This is a genomic window from Variovorax sp. LARHSF232, assembly GCF_052871435.1.
Window position 1 is genome coordinate 497,343 of record NZ_JBIXJS010000003.1, and the last position, 16,025, is coordinate 513,367.

A 16,025-nucleotide genomic window follows, 5' to 3' on the forward strand; every position below is an offset into this window, starting at 1 on the left:
GCGGATTGGAACAATCTTGCCTTTTCACTTCGCGCTGCGGAACTCGCTGGCTCGGTCGGCGTGCACGGCATCCAGGCGGATGCAGCGCACATCGTGGCCATGCTGCAGACGCGTGGCGGGCGGCCGCGTCGTGTGGCAGTCGTCGACCGTGAAGCCGCAGCGCCCCGCGAAGGGGCAGCCGACGGGCAGGTCCACCAGTTCCGGCACGCTGCCGCGAATGGTGGCCAGTCGCTGGCCGCGCGGTGCGCCCAGCGCGGGGCGGGCGGCAAAGAGGCCCTGGGTGTAGGGATGCTCGCGGTCGGCAAACACGGTGGCCGTGGGGCCGCTCTCGACGATGCTGCCGCCGTACATCACCAGCATCTTCGAGACGCTCTGCGCGATCACGCCCAGGTCGTGCGAGATGAGGATCAGCGCCATGCCGCGCTCGGCCACCAGGCCCTGGATCAGCTCCAGGATCTGCTTCTGGATGGTGACGTCCAGCGCGGTGGTGGGTTCGTCGGCAATCAAGAGGTCGGGCCCGCAGGCCAGCGCCATCGCAATGCCGATGCGCTGGCGCTGGCCGCCGGAAAACTGGTGCGGGTAGGCATCGAGCCGCGAGGCGGCATCCGGAATGCCCACGCGCTCGAGCAGGGCCAGCACTTCCTGGCGCGCCTGGCCGGTGGAAAGGCCGCGGTGCAGGCGCAGCGGCTCGCCGACCTGGCGCGCGACGGTGTGCACCGGGTTCAGCGCAGTCATCGGCTCCTGGAAGATCATGCCGATGCGGTCGCCGCGGATCTTGCACATCTCGCGCTCGGCGAGGCCCACCAGCTCCTGCCCGTCGAAGCGGATGTTGCCGCTCACCTGCGCCGTGGAAGGCAACAGGCCCATCAGCGACTGCACCGTGATCGACTTGCCGCAGCCCGATTCACCCACGATGCCCAGCGTCTCGCCGCGCTCCAGCGAAAAGGAGATGCCGCGCACCGCCTCGGCCGGGCCGCGCTGGGTTTGCAGGCGGATGTGCAGGTCTTCGACGTCGAGCAGGGCCATGAAGAACGGGGATGAATCAGCGGGCGCGGGCCAGCCGCGGATCGAGCAGGTCACGCAGGCCGTCACCCAGCAGGTTGAGGCCCAGCACCGCCATTGCGATCGCCGTGCCGGGGAACACGGCCAGGAGGGGTGCCTGCCACATCATGGTCTGCGCCTCGGCCAGCATGCGGCCCCACGAAGGCTGCGGCGGCTGCGTGCCCAGGCCCAGGTAGGAGAGGGCGGCCTCGGCCAGGATGGCGATGGCGAAGCGGATCGTGATCTGCACGATCAGCACCGCCGAGATGTTGGGCAGCACGTGCTGCATGGTGATGGCGAAGGCGCCCTTGCCGCAGGCGCGCGCCGCCGCCACGTACTCGCGCGACCACACGGCGTTGGCCGAGGCCCGCGTGATGCGCGCGAAGGTCGGGATGTTGTAGATGCCGATGGCGACGATGGCGTTGACGATGCCGGCGCCGAACACCGCGGTCATCATGATGGCCGACAGGATGGCGGGGAAGGCCAGCGTGAAGTCGGTCAGGCGCATGATGCCCTCCTCGACCCAGCCGCGCCGCGCGGCAGCCAGCAGGCCGAGGGCCGTGCCGACCGTCAGGCCGATGCCCACCGCGATGATGCCCACCAGGATCGAGCTGCGCGCGCCCACCAGCAGCAGCGAAGCCACGTCGCGCCCGAACACGTCGGTACCCAGCCAGTGCGCGCCGCCGGGCGGCTGCAGCTTGTTGGCCATGTCCATCTCGTAGGGCGACCACGGCGTCCAGACGAAGGAGAGAGCCGCCGCCAGAAGCAGCAGCGCTGTCAGCACGCCGCCGATCACGAAGCTGCGGTGCTGCGAGGCGCGGCGCCAGAAGCCGGGCAGCTTGAGCGCGGCGCCGCTGGGGACGGGGACGGGAAGGCTGCTCATATGTCGCTTGCTTTCAAGCGCGGGTCGATCAAGGCGTAAAGAACGTCGACCACGAAGTTGACGATCACCACCATCGCCGCCAGCAGCATCACGCAATTGCGCACCACGATCAGATCGCGGTTGGCGATGGACTGGAAGATGAGCTTGCCCAGCCCCGGCAGGTAGAACACGTTTTCCACCACGATGGTGCCTGCCAGCAGTTCGGAGAACTGCAGGCCCATCACGGTGACCACAGGGATCATCGCGTTGCGCAGCACGTGGCCCCACAGCACGGCGCGCTGCGACACACCCTTGGCGCGCGCGGTGCGCACGAAATCCTCGCGCATCACTTCGAGCACGGCCGAGCGCGTGATGCGCGCCAGGATGGCGGCCTGCACCACCGCCAGCGACAGGGCGGGCAGCAGGAGGGCCTTGAGGCCGGGCAGGATGCCTTCGCTCCAGCCGTCGAAGCCGCCGGCCGAGAACCACTGCAGCTGCACCGAGAACACCAGGATCAGCAGGATCGCGAACCAGAAGTTGGGAATGGCGATGCCGATCTGCGTCAGGCCCATGAGCCCGACGTCGCCCAGCTTGTTGTGGCGCGCCGCCGCCGTCACGCCGACGACGAGCGCGAGTGCGGTGGTGAAGGCCATGGCCAGCAGGGCCAGGGGGATGGTGAGCGAAAGACGTTCAAGCACCAGGTCGAGCACCGGCGAGCCGTAGGCGTAGCTGTTGCCCAGGTTGCCGGTGAGCAGGCCGCCGACCCAGTGCCAGTAGCGGGCCCAGGCCGGCTGGTCCAGGCCCAGCTCGATCGTCTTGGCAGCGATCGCCTCGGGCGACGCATCGGCGCCCATCAGCATCTGCGCCGCGTTGCCCGGCAGGATTTCGAGGACCAGGAAAACGATGACCGAGGTGCCCACCAGCGTGGCGATCAAGGTCAGGATGCGCTTGAACAGGAACAGACTCATAGGGCGGGCCGCAGCATAACCCGAGGTTTGCAACTCCCATGCCGGGATTGCACCGGAGGCAGTTGGGGCCTTGCCGGTGCATGTCGGCAGGCCGGCCGTGGCAAGTCGATAATTGCAGGGATGGCCCTCATGATCACCGACGAATGCATCAATTGCGATGTGTGCGAGCCGGAGTGCCCCAACGACGCAATCTACATGGGCGAGGAGATCTACGAGATCGACCCGCACAAGTGCACCGAATGCGTCGGCCACTTCGACGAGCCGCAGTGCGTGCAGGTGTGTCCTGTCGCCTGCATTCCGGTGAACCCCGCGCACACCGAGTCGCGCGAAACGCTGTGGCAGAAGTTCGAGCGCCTGGCTGCGGCCAAGGCGGCACGCGCCGCCGGCGCAACGCCGGCGGCGCCCACGTCCTCTTCCTAGTTCCCTAGTTCAGTTGCCGTCCGCCGCAGCCTTCGGCTTTTTCTTCTTCTTGTTGCTGCTTCTTTTCTCGTTGCCGTCGGGGTTGGCGTAGCTGGCCACGAAAGCGTCGGGCTTTTCCAGGCGCTTCTTCTTGCCGGGCTTGAGCAGCGTGGGCGCCGGGGCTGCGCGGGCCGCTTCCCCGCGTGCCGGCGCACCGATCACGACGGCGCCCCGGCGCGAATGCTCGGCCTCCAGCCTCAGGCGCTCGCGCTGCATCCGGTTGGCGGCTTCCATGTCGCGCCGCGTGCCTTCGTCGGCCTGGCGCCGCCGCTCGGCGCTGGGCGGCGCATCGGCCTCGATGGGCCTGGCGCCCTCGCAGGGCGTGTCAGAGTAGCTGTTGCCGCAGCGCCAGATGGTGGTAGCGGGCGCGGCAAGCGCCTGCGCAACAGCGGCGGCGGCAGCTGCCGCGCAGGCCAGCGCGATCCAATGCGATGACAGCGTGGTCATGCATTCCTCCCCCTCCTTGTTTTGATGCCGCTAGCTTGGAGGTGTTTCGCCGCCTTCGCCAGGGTCTTTTCTCGGGGGCTTGGGCCTGGGCGGCTTGCTGGTGTGAATTAGTAGCGTGGCCTTGTCCATTTCGCCGGCCGCCAGCGCGGGTACGGCCTTGAGCGTGCGCGCGACGGCTTCGTCGATGGCGTCGCGGTGCTCGCGCAGCGGCTTCTTCAGCACCCAGCTCACCACCTCGGACTTGGCGCCCGGATGGCCGATGCCCAGTCGCAGGCGCCAGTAGTCGCCGGTGCCCAGCTGCGCGTGGACATCGCGCAGGCCGTTGTGGCCCGCATGGCTGCCGCCGAACTTGAGCTTGGCCTGGCCGGGCAGCACGTCGAGCTCGTCGTGCACCACCAGGATTTCTTCGGGCGCGATCTTGAAGAAGCGCGCCAACGCCGCCACCGACTTGCCCGACACGTTCATGAAGGTCTGCGGCTCCAAGAGCCACACGGTCTGGCCGCCGATGCTGGTGCGCGCCACATAGCCGTGATAGCTGCGCTCGGGCACCAGCGCCACCTTCAGGTCGCGCGCCAGGGCGTCGATCCACCAGAAGCCCGCGTTGTGCCGCGTCGCTTCGTATTCAGGGCCCGGATTGCCCAGGCCGACGAACAACTTGATCATGTTTTGGATTATCGATGGCTCCCCGGCGCGAGGTTTCAATCAGTTACATTCGGCCTCGCTGGATTGGCAAAAGGGCTGGTCGGCGATTTGCAAGGCATGGAATCAAAGGGAGTAATCATGCAATTCGCATTGCGCGCCGAGTGGCGCCAAGGTTTCGCGCGCGCATTTGCTGCGCTGGTGGGCGGAGTGGCCTTGAGCGTCCTGACCGGATGCGCCACGCACTATGTGGACGGTGCCACCAAGGGCATCCAGGCGTCCGAGTTCAAGCGGCCCGCGGCTCCTGCGCCGGTGCAGTTCCTGTACGAGTTCGAGACCAAGGGCGTGGCCAACGCAAAGGCCACCGACTACACGCGCAAGATGATTCAGGACCAGGTTGCGTCCAGCGGGCTGTTCTCTTCGATCGAAGACAAGCCCGTGGCCGGCGGCGCCCTGCTCAGCGTCAAGCTCAACAACGTGCCGATGCAGGACGATGCCTTCAGCAAGGGCTTTGTCACCGGCCTTACCTTCGGGCTGGCCGGCTCCCAAGTGTCCGATGGCTACATCTGCACGGTGAGCTACATGGCTCCGGGGCAGCAGCAGCCCATCGTCAAGACGGCGCGCCATGTCATTCACACCACCATTGGCGCCGCCAAGTCGCCGGGCGACGCGAAGGAGGTGAAGGACATTGGGGAAGCCGTCACGATGATGACAAACCAGGTGTTGAGTACAGCGCTCAACGACCTGTCGCAAGACCCGTCCTTCAGGTAAGCGCGGACCATGATGCGTCTCGAGTTCATGCGGGCGCTGTCGCTGGCCGCCCTTGCGTTGGGGCTTTCGCTCCTGACGGGCTGCGCGCAGGTCAAGCTGGGTGCGCCCACGCCCAGCGCAGAAGGCATTCAGGCTGCCAAGGCATCGGGCATGCCTGCAACGGCTGTCGGCGATTTCACGCTCTCGGCCGGGCTGCCCAAGAGCCTCGACCATGGGGTCGATATCCGCAGCAACAACTTCTCGTCGCCGTTCGACAACTCCCTGGCCAAGTACCTGCAGGAAACGCTCAGCAGCGAACTGCGGGCCGCGGGCCTGCTCGACCCGGGATCTTCGACGGTGATCAGTGGACAGTTGACCAAGAGCATGGTCGAGGCCGGCATGTCGCAAGGTGCGGCGAGCCTGGGCGCCCGCATCAAGGTGGCGCGCGCGGGCCAGACCCTGTTCGACAAGGAACTCGTCGAGAGCGACGCCTGGCCCTCATCGTTCGTCGGCGCGGTCGCCATTCCGGATGCCGCCAACCGCTATGCGGCGCTGTACCGGCGCCTGGTGGCGCGGCTGCTCAAGGACGAGGAATTCCGCAAGGCGTTCAAGGCCTAGCGCGCAGCCGGCCCCAAAAAGAAAAAGCCCGCCGAGGCGGGCTTTTTCCATTCACGCACAGGGCGCGATTACTTCTTGCCCTTGGCAGCCGGCTTGGCGGCAGCGGCGCCTTCGGCCGGGGCAGCGCCTTCGGCAGCGGGGGCAGCTTCTTCTTCGACGCGCGGGGCCACGGCGGATGCCACCACCGGGTTCACCTTGTTGCCGTGCGGAACGAACTTCACGCCCTTGGGCAGCTTGACGTCCTTGACGGTCACGGTGGCGCCGCTGGTCAGGCCAGTCAGGTCGACCTCGATGAACTCGGGCAGGTCGGCCGGCAGGCAGGTGACTTCCAGTTCGGTCATCACGTGGTTCACCAGGTTGTGGTTCAGCTTCACGGCTTCGGATTCTTCCTCGCCCTTGAAGTGCAGCGGCACCTTGGCGGTCAGGCGGGTGCGCGCGTCAACGCGCTGGAAGTCGATGTGCTGCACCAGTTGCTTGAACGGGTGGTATTGCACGTCGCGCAGCAGGACCTTGCTGACGGCGCCGTTCACTTCCATCTCGAGGATGGAGGAGTGGAAGGCTTCCTTCTTCAGGGCGTGCCACAGCGCGTTGTGATCGAGTTCGATCAGTTGCGGCTGGGTGTCGCCACCGTAGACGATGCCGGGCGTCTTGCCCGAGATGCGCAGACGGCGGCTCGCACCCGTACCCTGCATGGCGCGCTCAAAAGCGACGAATTTCATAGCTGACTCCTTGAGACGCCGACCGCGACCAGTGCGACGTCGATTGAAAAAGGGCCTCCTTGAATTGGAAGCCCGCTCTTGGTTCGGACCCGACCTCTCGGTTACTTAGAACAGGTTGTCCTGATCCGAAAACAAACTCATCACCGAATCGCCCTTGGCAATGCGCTGGACCGTCTCGGCGATCAGCGGCGCCACGGACAGCTGGCGGATCTTGGCGCAGGCGGTGGCGCCGTCGGACAGCGGAATGGTGTTGGTCACCACCACTTCGTCCAGCGCCGACTGCGTGATGCGCTCGATCGCCGGACCCGAGAAGATCGGGTGCGTGCAATAGGCATACACCTTCTTGGCGCCGCGCTCCTTGAGCACTTCGGCCGCCTTCACCAGGGTGCCGGCGGTGTCGATCATGTCGTCCATGATCACGCAGTTGCGTCCGTCGATCTCGCCGATCACGTTCATCACTTCGCTCACGTTCGCCTTCGGGCGACGCTTGTCGATGATGGCCAGGTCGGTGTTCAACTGCTTGGCCAGCGCACGGGCGCGGACCACGCCGCCGACGTCGGGCGAGACCACGATCAGGTCTTCGTAGTTCTTGGCGCGCAGGTCGCCCAGCAGCACCGGCGAGGCATAGATGTTGTCGACCGGGATGTCGAAGAAGCCCTGGATCTGGTCGGCGTGCAGGTCCATGGTCAGGACCCGGCTCACGCCCACCGTCTGCAGCAGGTTGGCCACCACCTTGGCCGAGATCGGCACCCGGCTCGAGCGCGGGCGGCGGTCCTGGCGGGCGTAGCCGAAGTAGGGAATCACGGCGCTGATCCGTTCGGCCGAGGCGCGCTTGAGCGCGTCGACCATGATCAGCAGTTCCATCAGGTTCTCGTTGGTCGGGGCGCAGGTGGACTGCACCACGAACACGTCGCGCGCACGGACGTTCTGGTTGATCTCGACGGTGACTTCGCCGTCGGAGAACCGGCCCACGCGGGCAGCGCCCACCGTGGTTCCGAGGTTGTGCGCTATTTCTGCGGCAAGGCCCGGGTTGGCGTTGCCGGTGAAAACCATGAAATCAGGATGTGGAGCCTGCATGCTTGCGTCCCGGCAATGCGAAGGGCCCCTTCGGGCCGTCGGTGGTCTTGATCAGAGAAATTTGGCAGGGGAGAAAGGATTCGAACCTTTGCATGCTGGAATCAAAATCCAGTGCCTTAACCAGCTTGGCGACTCCCCTACACGGGACTCCGGAAACACCCCGAAGGGCAGCAACCGGCGACCTATGAATTGTCGCTGTCTGCCCACCCGGCCAGGGGGTGGACCGACAAATTTCTGCATTGACGAACCGACCAGCCTTGCGGCACATCGGACAAGTCCAAGGACAAGTTCGCTTCTTGCAATCTTGCCGCAGCGAACACAGCGCTACCCGAACCGGTCATCCTGGGTTTGAGTCCCTTGGCGCCCAGCCATTCGATGGCTTGGGTGACCGAGGGGCAAAGCCTCTGTGCAACCGGCTGCAGGTCGTTGCGCCCGAAATCGAACATTTGCTCGACTCCTTGTGCACCGCATGCAGCAAAGCCAGAGATTATAGCAGGCGTTGTAGCGCGCTCAAGATCCGGTGCAACAAAAATTGATTTCGTGTCCAAGCCCTGGTCCGGCTTGACGACCACCACATCGGCAGCGCGCAGCTCGATCGGCGTGATTTGCTCGCCGATGCCTTCCACCCAGGCATTGTGCCCACGCAGGAAGAAGGGCACGTCGGCGCCCAGCGCCAGGCCGATGTCCTCCAGCTTGGCAAGAGGCAGGTTCAACTGCCAAAGGCGATTGAGCGCCAAGAGGCAAGTGGCGGCGTCCGAGGAGCCGCCGCCCATGCCGGCCTGGGCCGGAATGCGCTTGGCAACACCGATATGGGCACCGAGCCCGCCCGGTGCAAGCGCCTGCAGCGCGCGTGCAGCCCGCAGCACCAGGTCATCGGCCGGCAGTGGGGTCGTCAGGTCTTCGCGCGAGAGCTCGCCGTCGCTTCGCAACTCCACATGCAAGGTGTCGCACCAATCGATCAGCATGAAGACCGATTGCAGCAGGTGGTAGCCGTCCGGGCGCCGGCCGGTGATGTGCAGGAAGAGGTTGAGCTTGGCCGGTGCTGGCAGGTCGTAGATGGCTTTCATGGCCGCTCGAACACGATGCGCAGCTCGGCGCCCGGCGGCGGCGCCTGGCGGGTGGCCTGCAGGCGCCCGGCGCCGACCTGGCTCAGGTCGGCCTTCCAGCCGGGCACCGGCTCGTCGCGCCCGTCGAGCCAGCCGAACAGGGCGTCCAGCGGAATGGCAGCGCCGGTGGCCGCTTCGATCAGCGCCTCGACCGAGTCGAAGCGCCGGATGTCCGCGCCGTTTTGCAGCACCGCCTCGCCCGGCGTCCAACGCGCCAGGCCCAGGGTGCTGCCGATCGGGCTGGTGAGCTGCAATTCGCCGGCGCGCGAATTGCCGCGCAGGTCGAAGAAAGCCGAGAAGCTTTGCGGCGGCGCGCTGTCCACGCGCAGCGACATGCGTCCGCTCCAGCGGCTGGCCGTTAAATCCGGCGCCGCCGCCGAGGCGCCGCTGCCAACGCTGGCACAGCCGCTCAGTACGGCCAGCAGCGCGGCCGCCCCCGCTGCCAGCGCCAGCCTCCGGCTCGTCACGGCTTCACGCGCAGGCGTTTGAGCGTTTCCTGCAAGGTTTCGTTGTCGGCATCGGCGGCCACCGATTCTTTCCAGATCGACAAGGCGCGATCGCGTTGGCCGCTGACCCACAGCACTTCGCCCAGGTGCGCGCCGATCTCCGCGTCGGGCCGCTGCTTGTAGGCCGCCTCCAGGATGCGCGAGGCCTCCTGGGTGTTGCCCATGCGGAATTCGACCCAGCCCAGGCTGTCGGCGATGAAGGGGTCATCCGGTGCCAGTTGCACGGCCTTCAGGATCAGGGTGCGCGCTTCTTCCAGCCGCACCTTGCGATCGGCCAGCGAGTAGCCCAGTGCGTTGTAGGCGTTCTGGTTGTCGGGCTTCATGACGATCAGCTGGCGCAGCAGGCGCTCCATCTCGTCCATGCGGTTGAGCTTCTCGGCCACCATCGCCTGGTCGTAGATCAGGTCGGCGTCGTTCGGAGCGGCATCGCTGGCCTGTACCAGCAGGTCGTAGGCATCCTGGTAGTTCTTGGTGTCGCGCAGCAGCTGCACCTCGGCCAGCAGCTTCTGGCGCCGCTGGTCGGCCGAGCTCGCAGGCAGGGCTTGGATCAGTTCGCGCCCCTGGGCCAGCCTGCCCTGGCGCGCCAGCAAGGTGGCGCGGCGCAATTGCGTGGCCGTGAGGTCTTCCGTGCTGTCGACTTTGGCCAGCCAGGCTTCGGCGGCAGGGTAGTCCTTGCGCCGCTCCGCGATCTGCGAGAGAACGAAGTAGGCCTGCGTCAGGCCGCGGCTGCGTTCTTCCACATCACGCTGGCTTTTCGAAAGCTCGATGTAGCGCTTGACCGAGCTTTCCGAGGCGGCGTCCTGCTTGGCTTGCGCTTGCAAGGTGCCCAGCAGCAGCCAGGGCTCGGGCAAAGCGGGTTGCTGGCGGGTCAGGATCGACAGCTGGCTGCTCGATTCGGCATAGCGGCGGTCCTGGGCCAGCACGCGGGCGTAGCCCAGGCGCACTTCGGCAGCGGCCTTGGGGCCGTCCAGGTAGCGCTTGAGCAGAGCCTCGGCTTGCGGCTGGTCGGCATCCACCAGGTCCAGCGCCAGCACGGCCGGCGCTTCTTCGGCGGGCGCAGCCGCCAGGCCCTTGCTGGCGGCGTCCAGCGCGCCTGCCATGTCGCCGCCAGCCAGGCGCACGCGGCCGATGGCGGCCCAGGCGGGCGCCGCCGTCGCCGGCGTTTTCAGCTCGTCCGCCAGCGCCTGCTCGACCACTGACGCGGCCAGCTTCTTGTCGGTGGCGCGCGAATAGTTGCGGGCAATGACGTTCATCAGCACCGGGCGCTCGATTTGCGGCGTGGCGGCGACCTCGGCGCGCAGCGGCTCGGTGGTTTCGCCGATGCGGTTGAGGGCGATCAGGATCTGCAGCTCGAGCCGGCGCGCGTCGCGTGAATCGGGCAGGGTCTGCTTCCAAAGGCGAGCTGCCGTCAATGCGGCCTCGCCGGAGCGCGACTGCAGGGCGATCTCGGTGGCGCGCTGGAACAATTGCGCATCGCGCGTGCGGCGCGCCGAATCGAGCATCAGCGCATAGCCGGTGCCCGGGTCGCCGGAACGCAGGTTCAGCTCGCCCAGCAGCACTTCGTAGAACACTTGGGCCGTCATGGCCGAAGGCACTGCCTGGGACTCGGCTGGGGGCTTGGGCGGACTGGCGGCGGGCGCAGCCGCGGCGGCGGCCGGCGCGGGGGGCGGAGCGACTGCAGCAGGGGGTGTAGTGGCAGGAGGAGAGTCGGCTTGCGGCGCCTTGTCGATGGACGCGCAGGCGCATGCGCTGAGAGCGAGCAACGCGGCCGCCGCAAGGCGGAGTCGGCGGGGCGGAAGGGTCATCGGACCATAATAATCCAAGCATCTTTGGCGACGTTTGCAAGGGGCCCATCCGGCTTCGACGGCCTCGCTGCCCACAACGTAATTCATGCCAGAACTACCCGAAGTCGAAGTCACCCGCCTCGGATTTGCCGATCGGATTGCAGGCGCCCAGGTCCAGGCGGTGCGCCTGGGCAAGCCCTTGCGCTGGGGCCTGGGCATCGATCCGGCCGCGCTGGCCGGCCGCTGGGTGCAGGCCGTGCGCCGGCGCGGCAAGTACCTGCTGCTCGACCTGGAGCCTGGCCTGCTGCTGCTGCACCTGGGCATGTCGGGGAGCCTGCGCTTTGCCGACCAGATGCCCGAGCCCGGCAAGCACGACCATTTCGACCTGGTCACCAGCCGCGGCACCCTGCGCCTGAACGATCCGCGCCGCTTCGGCGCCGTGGTCTATGCCGAGGGAGAGGCGGCGCCCGGCGCGCGCAAACTCCTGGGCGGCCTGGGCGTGGAGCCGCTGGGCGATGGCTTCGACCTGGATGTCTTCCATGCAGGCCTGCGGCGTCGGCAGGCGCCCATCAAGCAGGTGCTGCTGGCCGGCGACCTGGTGGTCGGCGTCGGCAATATCTATGCGTCCGAGGCGCTGTTTGCCGCCGGCATCCGTCCCACACTGGCGGCCGCGCGCATCAGCCGACCCCGGGCGGCGCTCCTGCGCGAGGCGGTGCAAAGCATCCTGGCGCGCGCGGTGGAGCGGGGCGGCAGCACCTTGCGCGATTTTTCCAACGTCGACGGCCAGAGCGGTTATTTCCAGTTGGAAGCCATGGTTTATGGTCGCGCCGGTGAGCCCTGCCGCATTTGCGCGACCCCGATCCGCCAGTTGCGCCAGGGCCAACGCTCCACCTACTACTGCCCACGCTGCCAAAAGTACTAAGCGCTTGCCGGGCGGCCCCTGCCATTTGGGCATGCGCACAACGAAACCAGACTGGCGGTGCGATTGAGGGCCCTTGCAGCAGGGGCGGGTGCTATATTTTGTAAGTCGATGTTTACATTCTCGACCCCTTGACCCGCTCCTTCAATCAGCAATTCGACCAGCACGGTGCCTGGCGGCGCAACTTCGCCCATCGGCTCAAATGGCTGACTGGATGGCTGCGCGAGAACGACCTGCTCGACGCGGCAGTCGGCGAGCGCCTGCGCGAGCTGGAGGCGCAGATGCGCACCAGCAAGGTCATGGTGGCTTTTGTCGCCGAGTTTTCGCGCGGGAAGTCGGAGCTGATCAACGCGATCTTCTTCGCCGGCTATGGCCGCCGCATCATGCCCGCCAGCGCTGGCCGCACCACCATGTGCCCGACCGAGTTGGGCTACGACCCGGCGCTGGTGCCGGGCCTGCGGCTGTTGCCCATCGAGACCCGGATGGAGCCGCACTCGCTGACGCATTGGCGGGAGGAAAAAGAGCGCTGGGCCGAATTCCCGATCGACGTGCGCGACGCCGAGGCGCTGGCCCAGACCATGCACAAGGTGGCCGAGGTCGATTGGGTGCCGCTGGAAGAAGCACGCAGGCTGGGCTTCTGGAGCGACGACAGCCCCGACGACAACCCCGCGCCCGATGCCCACGGCCGGGTCGAGATTCCGCGCTGGCGCCATGCGGTGCTCAACATGCCGCATCCGCTGTTGGAGCAGGGCCTCGTCATCCTCGACACGCCGGGCCTGAACGCCATCGGCGCCGAGCCCGAACTGACGGTGAGCCTCATCCCGCAGGCCCATGCCGTGGTGTTCATCCTGGGCGCCGATACCGGCGTGACGCGCTCCGACCTGTCGATCTGGCGCGAGCACCTGATCACCGAAGGCGACGTCAATGACACCCGCATCGTGGTGCTCAACAAGATCGACACGCTGTGGGACATCCTGAACAGCCCGGCGGAAGTCGACAAGCAGATCGACCGCCAGTGCAGGGCTTCGGCCAAGGTGCTGGACGTGCCGCTGGAGCACGTGCTGCCGGTGTCCGCGCAAAAAGGCTTGCAGGCCAAGATCCGGCGTGACGCGCCGCTGCTGCAGGCCAGCCGCCTGCCGGCGCTGGAGGCGGTGCTGGGCGAAGGCCTGCTGGGCAAGCGCGAAACAGTGCTGCGCCTGGCCATCAACACCGGCATCACGTCCCTGCGCGCCGAGGCCGAGCGCATCCTGAAGGTGCGCGCACGGGACCTGTCGGAGCAGGCGCTGGAACTGCAGGGCCTGCGCGGCAAGAACTCGAGCGTGATCCGCCACATGCGCACGCGCATCGAGGGCGAGCAATCCGAATTCGAAAGCAGCAACGCCCGCATCCTGGCCTTGCGCTCGGTGCAGAGCAAGCTGCTGCGCGAGGTGTATGCGGTGCTGGGCAGCACGGCGCTCAAGGCCGACATGGCGCGGCTGGCGGCGGCGCTCAAGCGCCCTGGCATCAAGCTCAATGTGCGCAAGGTCTATGGCGCCACCTTCGATGCGCTGCGCGGCAACCTGCGCGAGGTGCAGGAGACCACGGCCGAGATCCAGGCCATGCTCAACGCCACCTTCCGCCAGCTTAATGCCGAGCACGGCTTCACCCTGCTGGCGCCCGCCGAGCCGGACCTGACGGGCTTCGTCAAGCAGCTCAGCCAGATCGAGCAGAGCCACATCCAGTACCTGGGCGTGGGCAACATGCTCAAGCTGGCGCAGCCCGAGTTTTGCGACAAGCTGGTGCGGGCCCTGGCCAGCCGGCTGAGGGTGGTCAACGAAGCCGCCATGACCGAGGTCGAGCGCTGGAGCAAGGGCGCCGGCGCCCAGCTCGACGCACAGCTCAAGGAACGCCGCCGCAACTTCGGCCGGCGCATCGAGGCGGTGGAGCGCATCCAGAGCGCCGCCGGCGGGCTCGACGAACGGCTGGCCGAGATTGCCATGCAGGAGGCTTCGCTCAAGCAGCTTGGCGAACGCCTGCAAGAGCTGAGCATGCTCCTGACCAGCCAGGAGTCCGGCGAATTCGGCGGTCGACCGGACCTGCGCGCCGTCGCTTGAGCAAGACCATGGCTGCAGTAGCGCCGCTGCGCGAGGCGGCGCCGGTTCCCTATCTCGCCAATGCAGGCTTTTTCGCCGCGCAGGTCGTGCGCTGGCAGCGCAGCCACGGCCGCAGCGAGCTGCCCTGGCAGAACACGCGCGACCCCTATCGCGTCTGGCTGTCGGAAGTGATGCTGCAGCAGACGCAGGTCAGCACCGTGCTCGCCTACTTCGCCCGCTTTCTGGCGCGCTTTCCCGCAGTGGCCGACCTCGCCGCCGCCACCGAGGACGAGGTGCTGGCGCTGTGGAGCGGCCTGGGCTACTACAGCCGCGCGCGCAACATGCATCGCTGCGCGCAGGAGGTGGTGGCGCGCTTTGGCGGCGAGTTTCCGCGCACGGCTGAAGCGCTGCAAAGCCTGCCTGGCATCGGGCGCTCGACGGCAGCGGCGATTGCGGCCTTCTGCTTTGGCGAGCGCGTGGCGATCCTGGACGGCAACGTCAAGCGGGTGCTGACGCGCTACATCGGCTTCGAGGCCGACCTGGCCAGCAGCGCCAACGAACGCGCGCTGTGGGACATCGCCACGCAGCTGCTGCCACCTGCCGCAAGCAAGCCCGAGATGACGGCCTATACCCAGGGCCTGATGGACCTGGGCGCCACCGTGTGCACGCCGCGCAAGCCCGATTGCGGCGCGTGCCCGGCCGCTGCGGATTGCGCCGCCCACGCGCGCGGCGAGCCGGAGCGCTTTCCGGTCAAGACGCGCAAGCTCAAGCGCAGTGCAGCGGCGCTGTGGATGCTGGTCGCGCGCGATGCTGCGGGCCGCGTCTGGCTGGAAAAGCGGCCGGCCTCCGGCATCTGGGCCGGCTTGTATTGCCTGCCCTGCTTCGACGACCGGCAGGCGCTGCTGGCGGCCCTGCCTGCGCATCACAAAGAAAGCGAGCTGCACGACGCGCCAGCCTTCGTGCACGTGCTGACGCACAAGGATCTGCATCTGCACCCGGTGGGCTGGACGACGCAGGAGGGCGCGCGAATCTCGCCGCACGGCGCCTGGTTCGACGCGCAGGCCTGGCCTGGCCTGGGGCTGCCGGCGCCCGTGCGCAAGCTCCTTCAAGAATTGGATTAGAGCTCGCTGAGCTCGCGATGCCGCTTGAGCGCCGCCCAGCGCTTTTCGAAAGTGCGCGTCAACTGCTCGACCAGGAATACCGAGCGATGCTGCCCGCCGGTGCAGCCGATCGCCACCGTGACATAGCTGCGGTGGTCGCGCGCCAGCGCATCGAGCCAGCGGCCGAGAAAGCCCTCGATGTCGTCGTACATGCGCAGCACCTCGTCGTGCTGGCGCAGCCAATCGATCACCGGCGAGTCGCGGCCGGTAAGCGGGCGCAGCGCCGGCACGTAGTGCGGATTGGGCAGCATGCGCACGTCGAACACATAGTCGGCATCCAGCGGAATCCCCCGCTTGAAGGCGAAGGATTCGAACACCAGGGTCAGCGCGCTTTGCGGCGCCGCGATCAGGTCCTTGATGTAGCTTTGCAGCTGCGCCGGACGGATGATGCTGGTGTCGATGATGTCGGCGCCCTCGCGCAGATCGGCCAGCAGCTCGCGCTCCAGCTCGATGGCCTGCACCAGGGCGCGGTGCCGCTCGGGCGCATCGACATCGCCCTCCTGGCGCGACAGCGGATGCCGGCGCCGGGTCTCGGAAAAGCGCCGCACCAGCGCGTCGGTTGTGGCATCGAGAAAGAGCGAGTGCAGCGACACGCCTTCCTGGCGCAGCGCCTCCAGCTGCTGCGGAATGAGCGGAAAAGAAACGCCGCTGCGCACGTCCATCGCAATGGCCACGCGCCGCGCCTGCTGCTGGCGCTCCAGCGCGATGAATGCCGAGAGCAGCTCGGGCGGCAGGTTGTCGACGCAGTAGTAGCCGGCGTCTTCCAGCGCGTGCAGCGCGACTGACTTGCCCGAACCGGACATCCCGGTGATGAGGACGACTTCGAGGCTCATCGATGGTTCGCTATTTCCCGCTGCGCTCATAAGGCAACCTTCGTGCTGCGCACTGCGGTGCGAGC

Annotated in this window: 17 protein-coding genes and 1 tRNA gene; 6 read left to right on the top strand and 12 right to left on the bottom strand. The window is 67.2% G+C overall.

Going from position 1 to position 16,025, the window contains the following annotated elements:
- Positions 1–24: 24 nt before the first annotated feature.
- Genes ACIPRI_RS11170 through ACIPRI_RS11180 form a run of 3 tightly spaced genes read right to left on the bottom strand, consistent with a single transcriptional unit; the run spans position 25 to position 2,871 of the window.
- Positions 25–1,026 carry an ABC transporter ATP-binding protein gene (locus ACIPRI_RS11170; protein WP_446621502.1) on the bottom strand — a complete coding sequence of 334 codons (1,002 nt, stop codon included), beginning with the start codon at positions 1,024–1,026 and terminating at the stop codon, positions 25–27.
- Positions 1,027–1,042: 16 nt separating this feature from the next.
- Positions 1,043–1,924, bottom strand: a complete 882-nt coding sequence (locus tag ACIPRI_RS11175) for an ABC transporter permease (RefSeq protein ID WP_446621503.1) — start codon at positions 1,922–1,924, stop codon at positions 1,043–1,045.
- Positions 1,921–2,871, bottom strand: coding sequence for an ABC transporter permease (locus tag ACIPRI_RS11180; RefSeq protein ID WP_446621504.1), 951 nt, complete (start codon positions 2,869–2,871; stop codon positions 1,921–1,923). The genes ACIPRI_RS11175 and ACIPRI_RS11180 overlap by 4 nt, the downstream gene beginning before the upstream one ends.
- Positions 2,872–2,991: 120 nt before the next feature.
- Here ACIPRI_RS11180 and ACIPRI_RS11185 point away from each other — a divergent pair, with 120 nt between their 5' ends.
- Positions 2,992–3,291, top strand: a complete 300-nt coding sequence (locus ACIPRI_RS11185) for a YfhL family 4Fe-4S dicluster ferredoxin (RefSeq protein WP_446621505.1) — start codon at positions 2,992–2,994, stop codon at positions 3,289–3,291.
- Between the two features lie 9 nt (positions 3,292–3,300).
- Here ACIPRI_RS11185 and ACIPRI_RS11190 read toward each other — a convergent pair whose 3' ends face one another.
- Both ACIPRI_RS11190 and pth read right to left on the bottom strand, forming a co-directional pair.
- The gene (locus tag ACIPRI_RS11190; RefSeq protein ID WP_446621506.1) at positions 3,301–3,777 is read right to left on the bottom strand and encodes a hypothetical protein; all 477 of its coding nucleotides are present in this window, start codon (positions 3,775–3,777) and stop codon (positions 3,301–3,303) included.
- Positions 3,778–3,807: 30 nt separating this feature from the next.
- Positions 3,808–4,440 (bottom strand): aminoacyl-tRNA hydrolase, encoded by a 633-nt coding sequence (gene pth, locus ACIPRI_RS11195; RefSeq protein ID WP_446621507.1) that lies wholly within the window; start codon positions 4,438–4,440, stop codon positions 3,808–3,810.
- A 117-nt stretch (positions 4,441–4,557) separates the two neighbouring features.
- Between pth and ACIPRI_RS11200 the strand changes: the two genes are divergently transcribed.
- A complete protein-coding gene (locus ACIPRI_RS11200; protein ID WP_446621508.1) occupies positions 4,558–5,187 on the top strand; it encodes a hypothetical protein in 630 nt (209 codons plus the stop codon).
- 9 nt (positions 5,188–5,196) lie between these two features.
- Positions 5,197–5,784, top strand: coding sequence for a hypothetical protein (locus ACIPRI_RS11205; protein WP_446621509.1), 588 nt, complete (start codon positions 5,197–5,199; stop codon positions 5,782–5,784).
- A 68-nt stretch (positions 5,785–5,852) separates the two neighbouring features.
- Here the strand turns inward: ACIPRI_RS11205 and ACIPRI_RS11210 are convergent, their stop codons facing one another.
- The 6 genes from ACIPRI_RS11210 to ACIPRI_RS11235 form a co-directional block, all read right to left on the bottom strand.
- The gene (locus ACIPRI_RS11210) at positions 5,853–6,503 is read right to left on the bottom strand and encodes a 50S ribosomal protein L25/general stress protein Ctc (protein WP_446621510.1); all 651 of its coding nucleotides are present in this window, start codon (positions 6,501–6,503) and stop codon (positions 5,853–5,855) included.
- 105 nt (positions 6,504–6,608) lie between these two features.
- Positions 6,609–7,580 (bottom strand): ribose-phosphate pyrophosphokinase, encoded by a 972-nt coding sequence (locus tag ACIPRI_RS11215; protein WP_446621511.1) that lies wholly within the window; start codon positions 7,578–7,580, stop codon positions 6,609–6,611.
- A gap of 62 nt (positions 7,581–7,642) precedes the next feature.
- A tRNA-Gln gene (locus ACIPRI_RS11220) sits at positions 7,643–7,719 on the bottom strand.
- A 43-nt stretch (positions 7,720–7,762) separates the two neighbouring features.
- On the bottom strand, positions 7,763–8,647 hold the full coding sequence (gene ispE, locus ACIPRI_RS11225; protein ID WP_446621512.1) for a 4-(cytidine 5'-diphospho)-2-C-methyl-D-erythritol kinase: 885 nt from the start codon (positions 8,645–8,647) through the stop codon (positions 7,763–7,765).
- Positions 8,644–9,153, bottom strand: coding sequence for a lipoprotein insertase outer membrane protein LolB (locus ACIPRI_RS11230; protein WP_446621513.1), 510 nt, complete (start codon positions 9,151–9,153; stop codon positions 8,644–8,646). The genes ispE and ACIPRI_RS11230 overlap by 4 nt, the downstream gene beginning before the upstream one ends.
- Positions 9,150–10,997 (bottom strand): tetratricopeptide repeat protein, encoded by a 1,848-nt coding sequence (locus tag ACIPRI_RS11235; protein WP_446621514.1) that lies wholly within the window; start codon positions 10,995–10,997, stop codon positions 9,150–9,152. Before ACIPRI_RS11235 ends, ACIPRI_RS11230 begins: the two co-directional genes overlap by 4 nt.
- An 85-nt stretch (positions 10,998–11,082) precedes the next feature.
- Here ACIPRI_RS11235 and mutM point away from each other — a divergent pair, with 85 nt between their 5' ends.
- The 3 genes from mutM (at position 11,083) to mutY (ending at position 15,088) form a co-directional block, all read left to right on the top strand.
- A complete protein-coding gene (gene mutM / locus ACIPRI_RS11240) occupies positions 11,083–11,898 on the top strand; it encodes a bifunctional DNA-formamidopyrimidine glycosylase/DNA-(apurinic or apyrimidinic site) lyase (protein WP_446621515.1) in 816 nt (271 codons plus the stop codon).
- A 128-nt stretch (positions 11,899–12,026) separates the two neighbouring features.
- Positions 12,027–13,988, top strand: a complete 1,962-nt coding sequence (locus ACIPRI_RS11245; protein WP_446621516.1) for a dynamin family protein — start codon at positions 12,027–12,029, stop codon at positions 13,986–13,988.
- Positions 13,989–13,996: 8 nt separating this feature from the next.
- Positions 13,997–15,088 (top strand): A/G-specific adenine glycosylase, encoded by a 1,092-nt coding sequence (gene mutY, locus ACIPRI_RS11250; RefSeq protein ID WP_446621517.1) that lies wholly within the window; start codon positions 13,997–13,999, stop codon positions 15,086–15,088.
- On the opposite strand, the gene rapZ is transcribed toward mutY, so the two are convergent.
- Positions 15,085–15,960, bottom strand: coding sequence for an RNase adapter RapZ (rapZ, locus tag ACIPRI_RS11255; protein ID WP_446621518.1), 876 nt, complete (start codon positions 15,958–15,960; stop codon positions 15,085–15,087). The genes mutY and rapZ overlap by 4 nt on opposite strands.
- Positions 15,961–16,025: the final 65 nt, after the last annotated feature.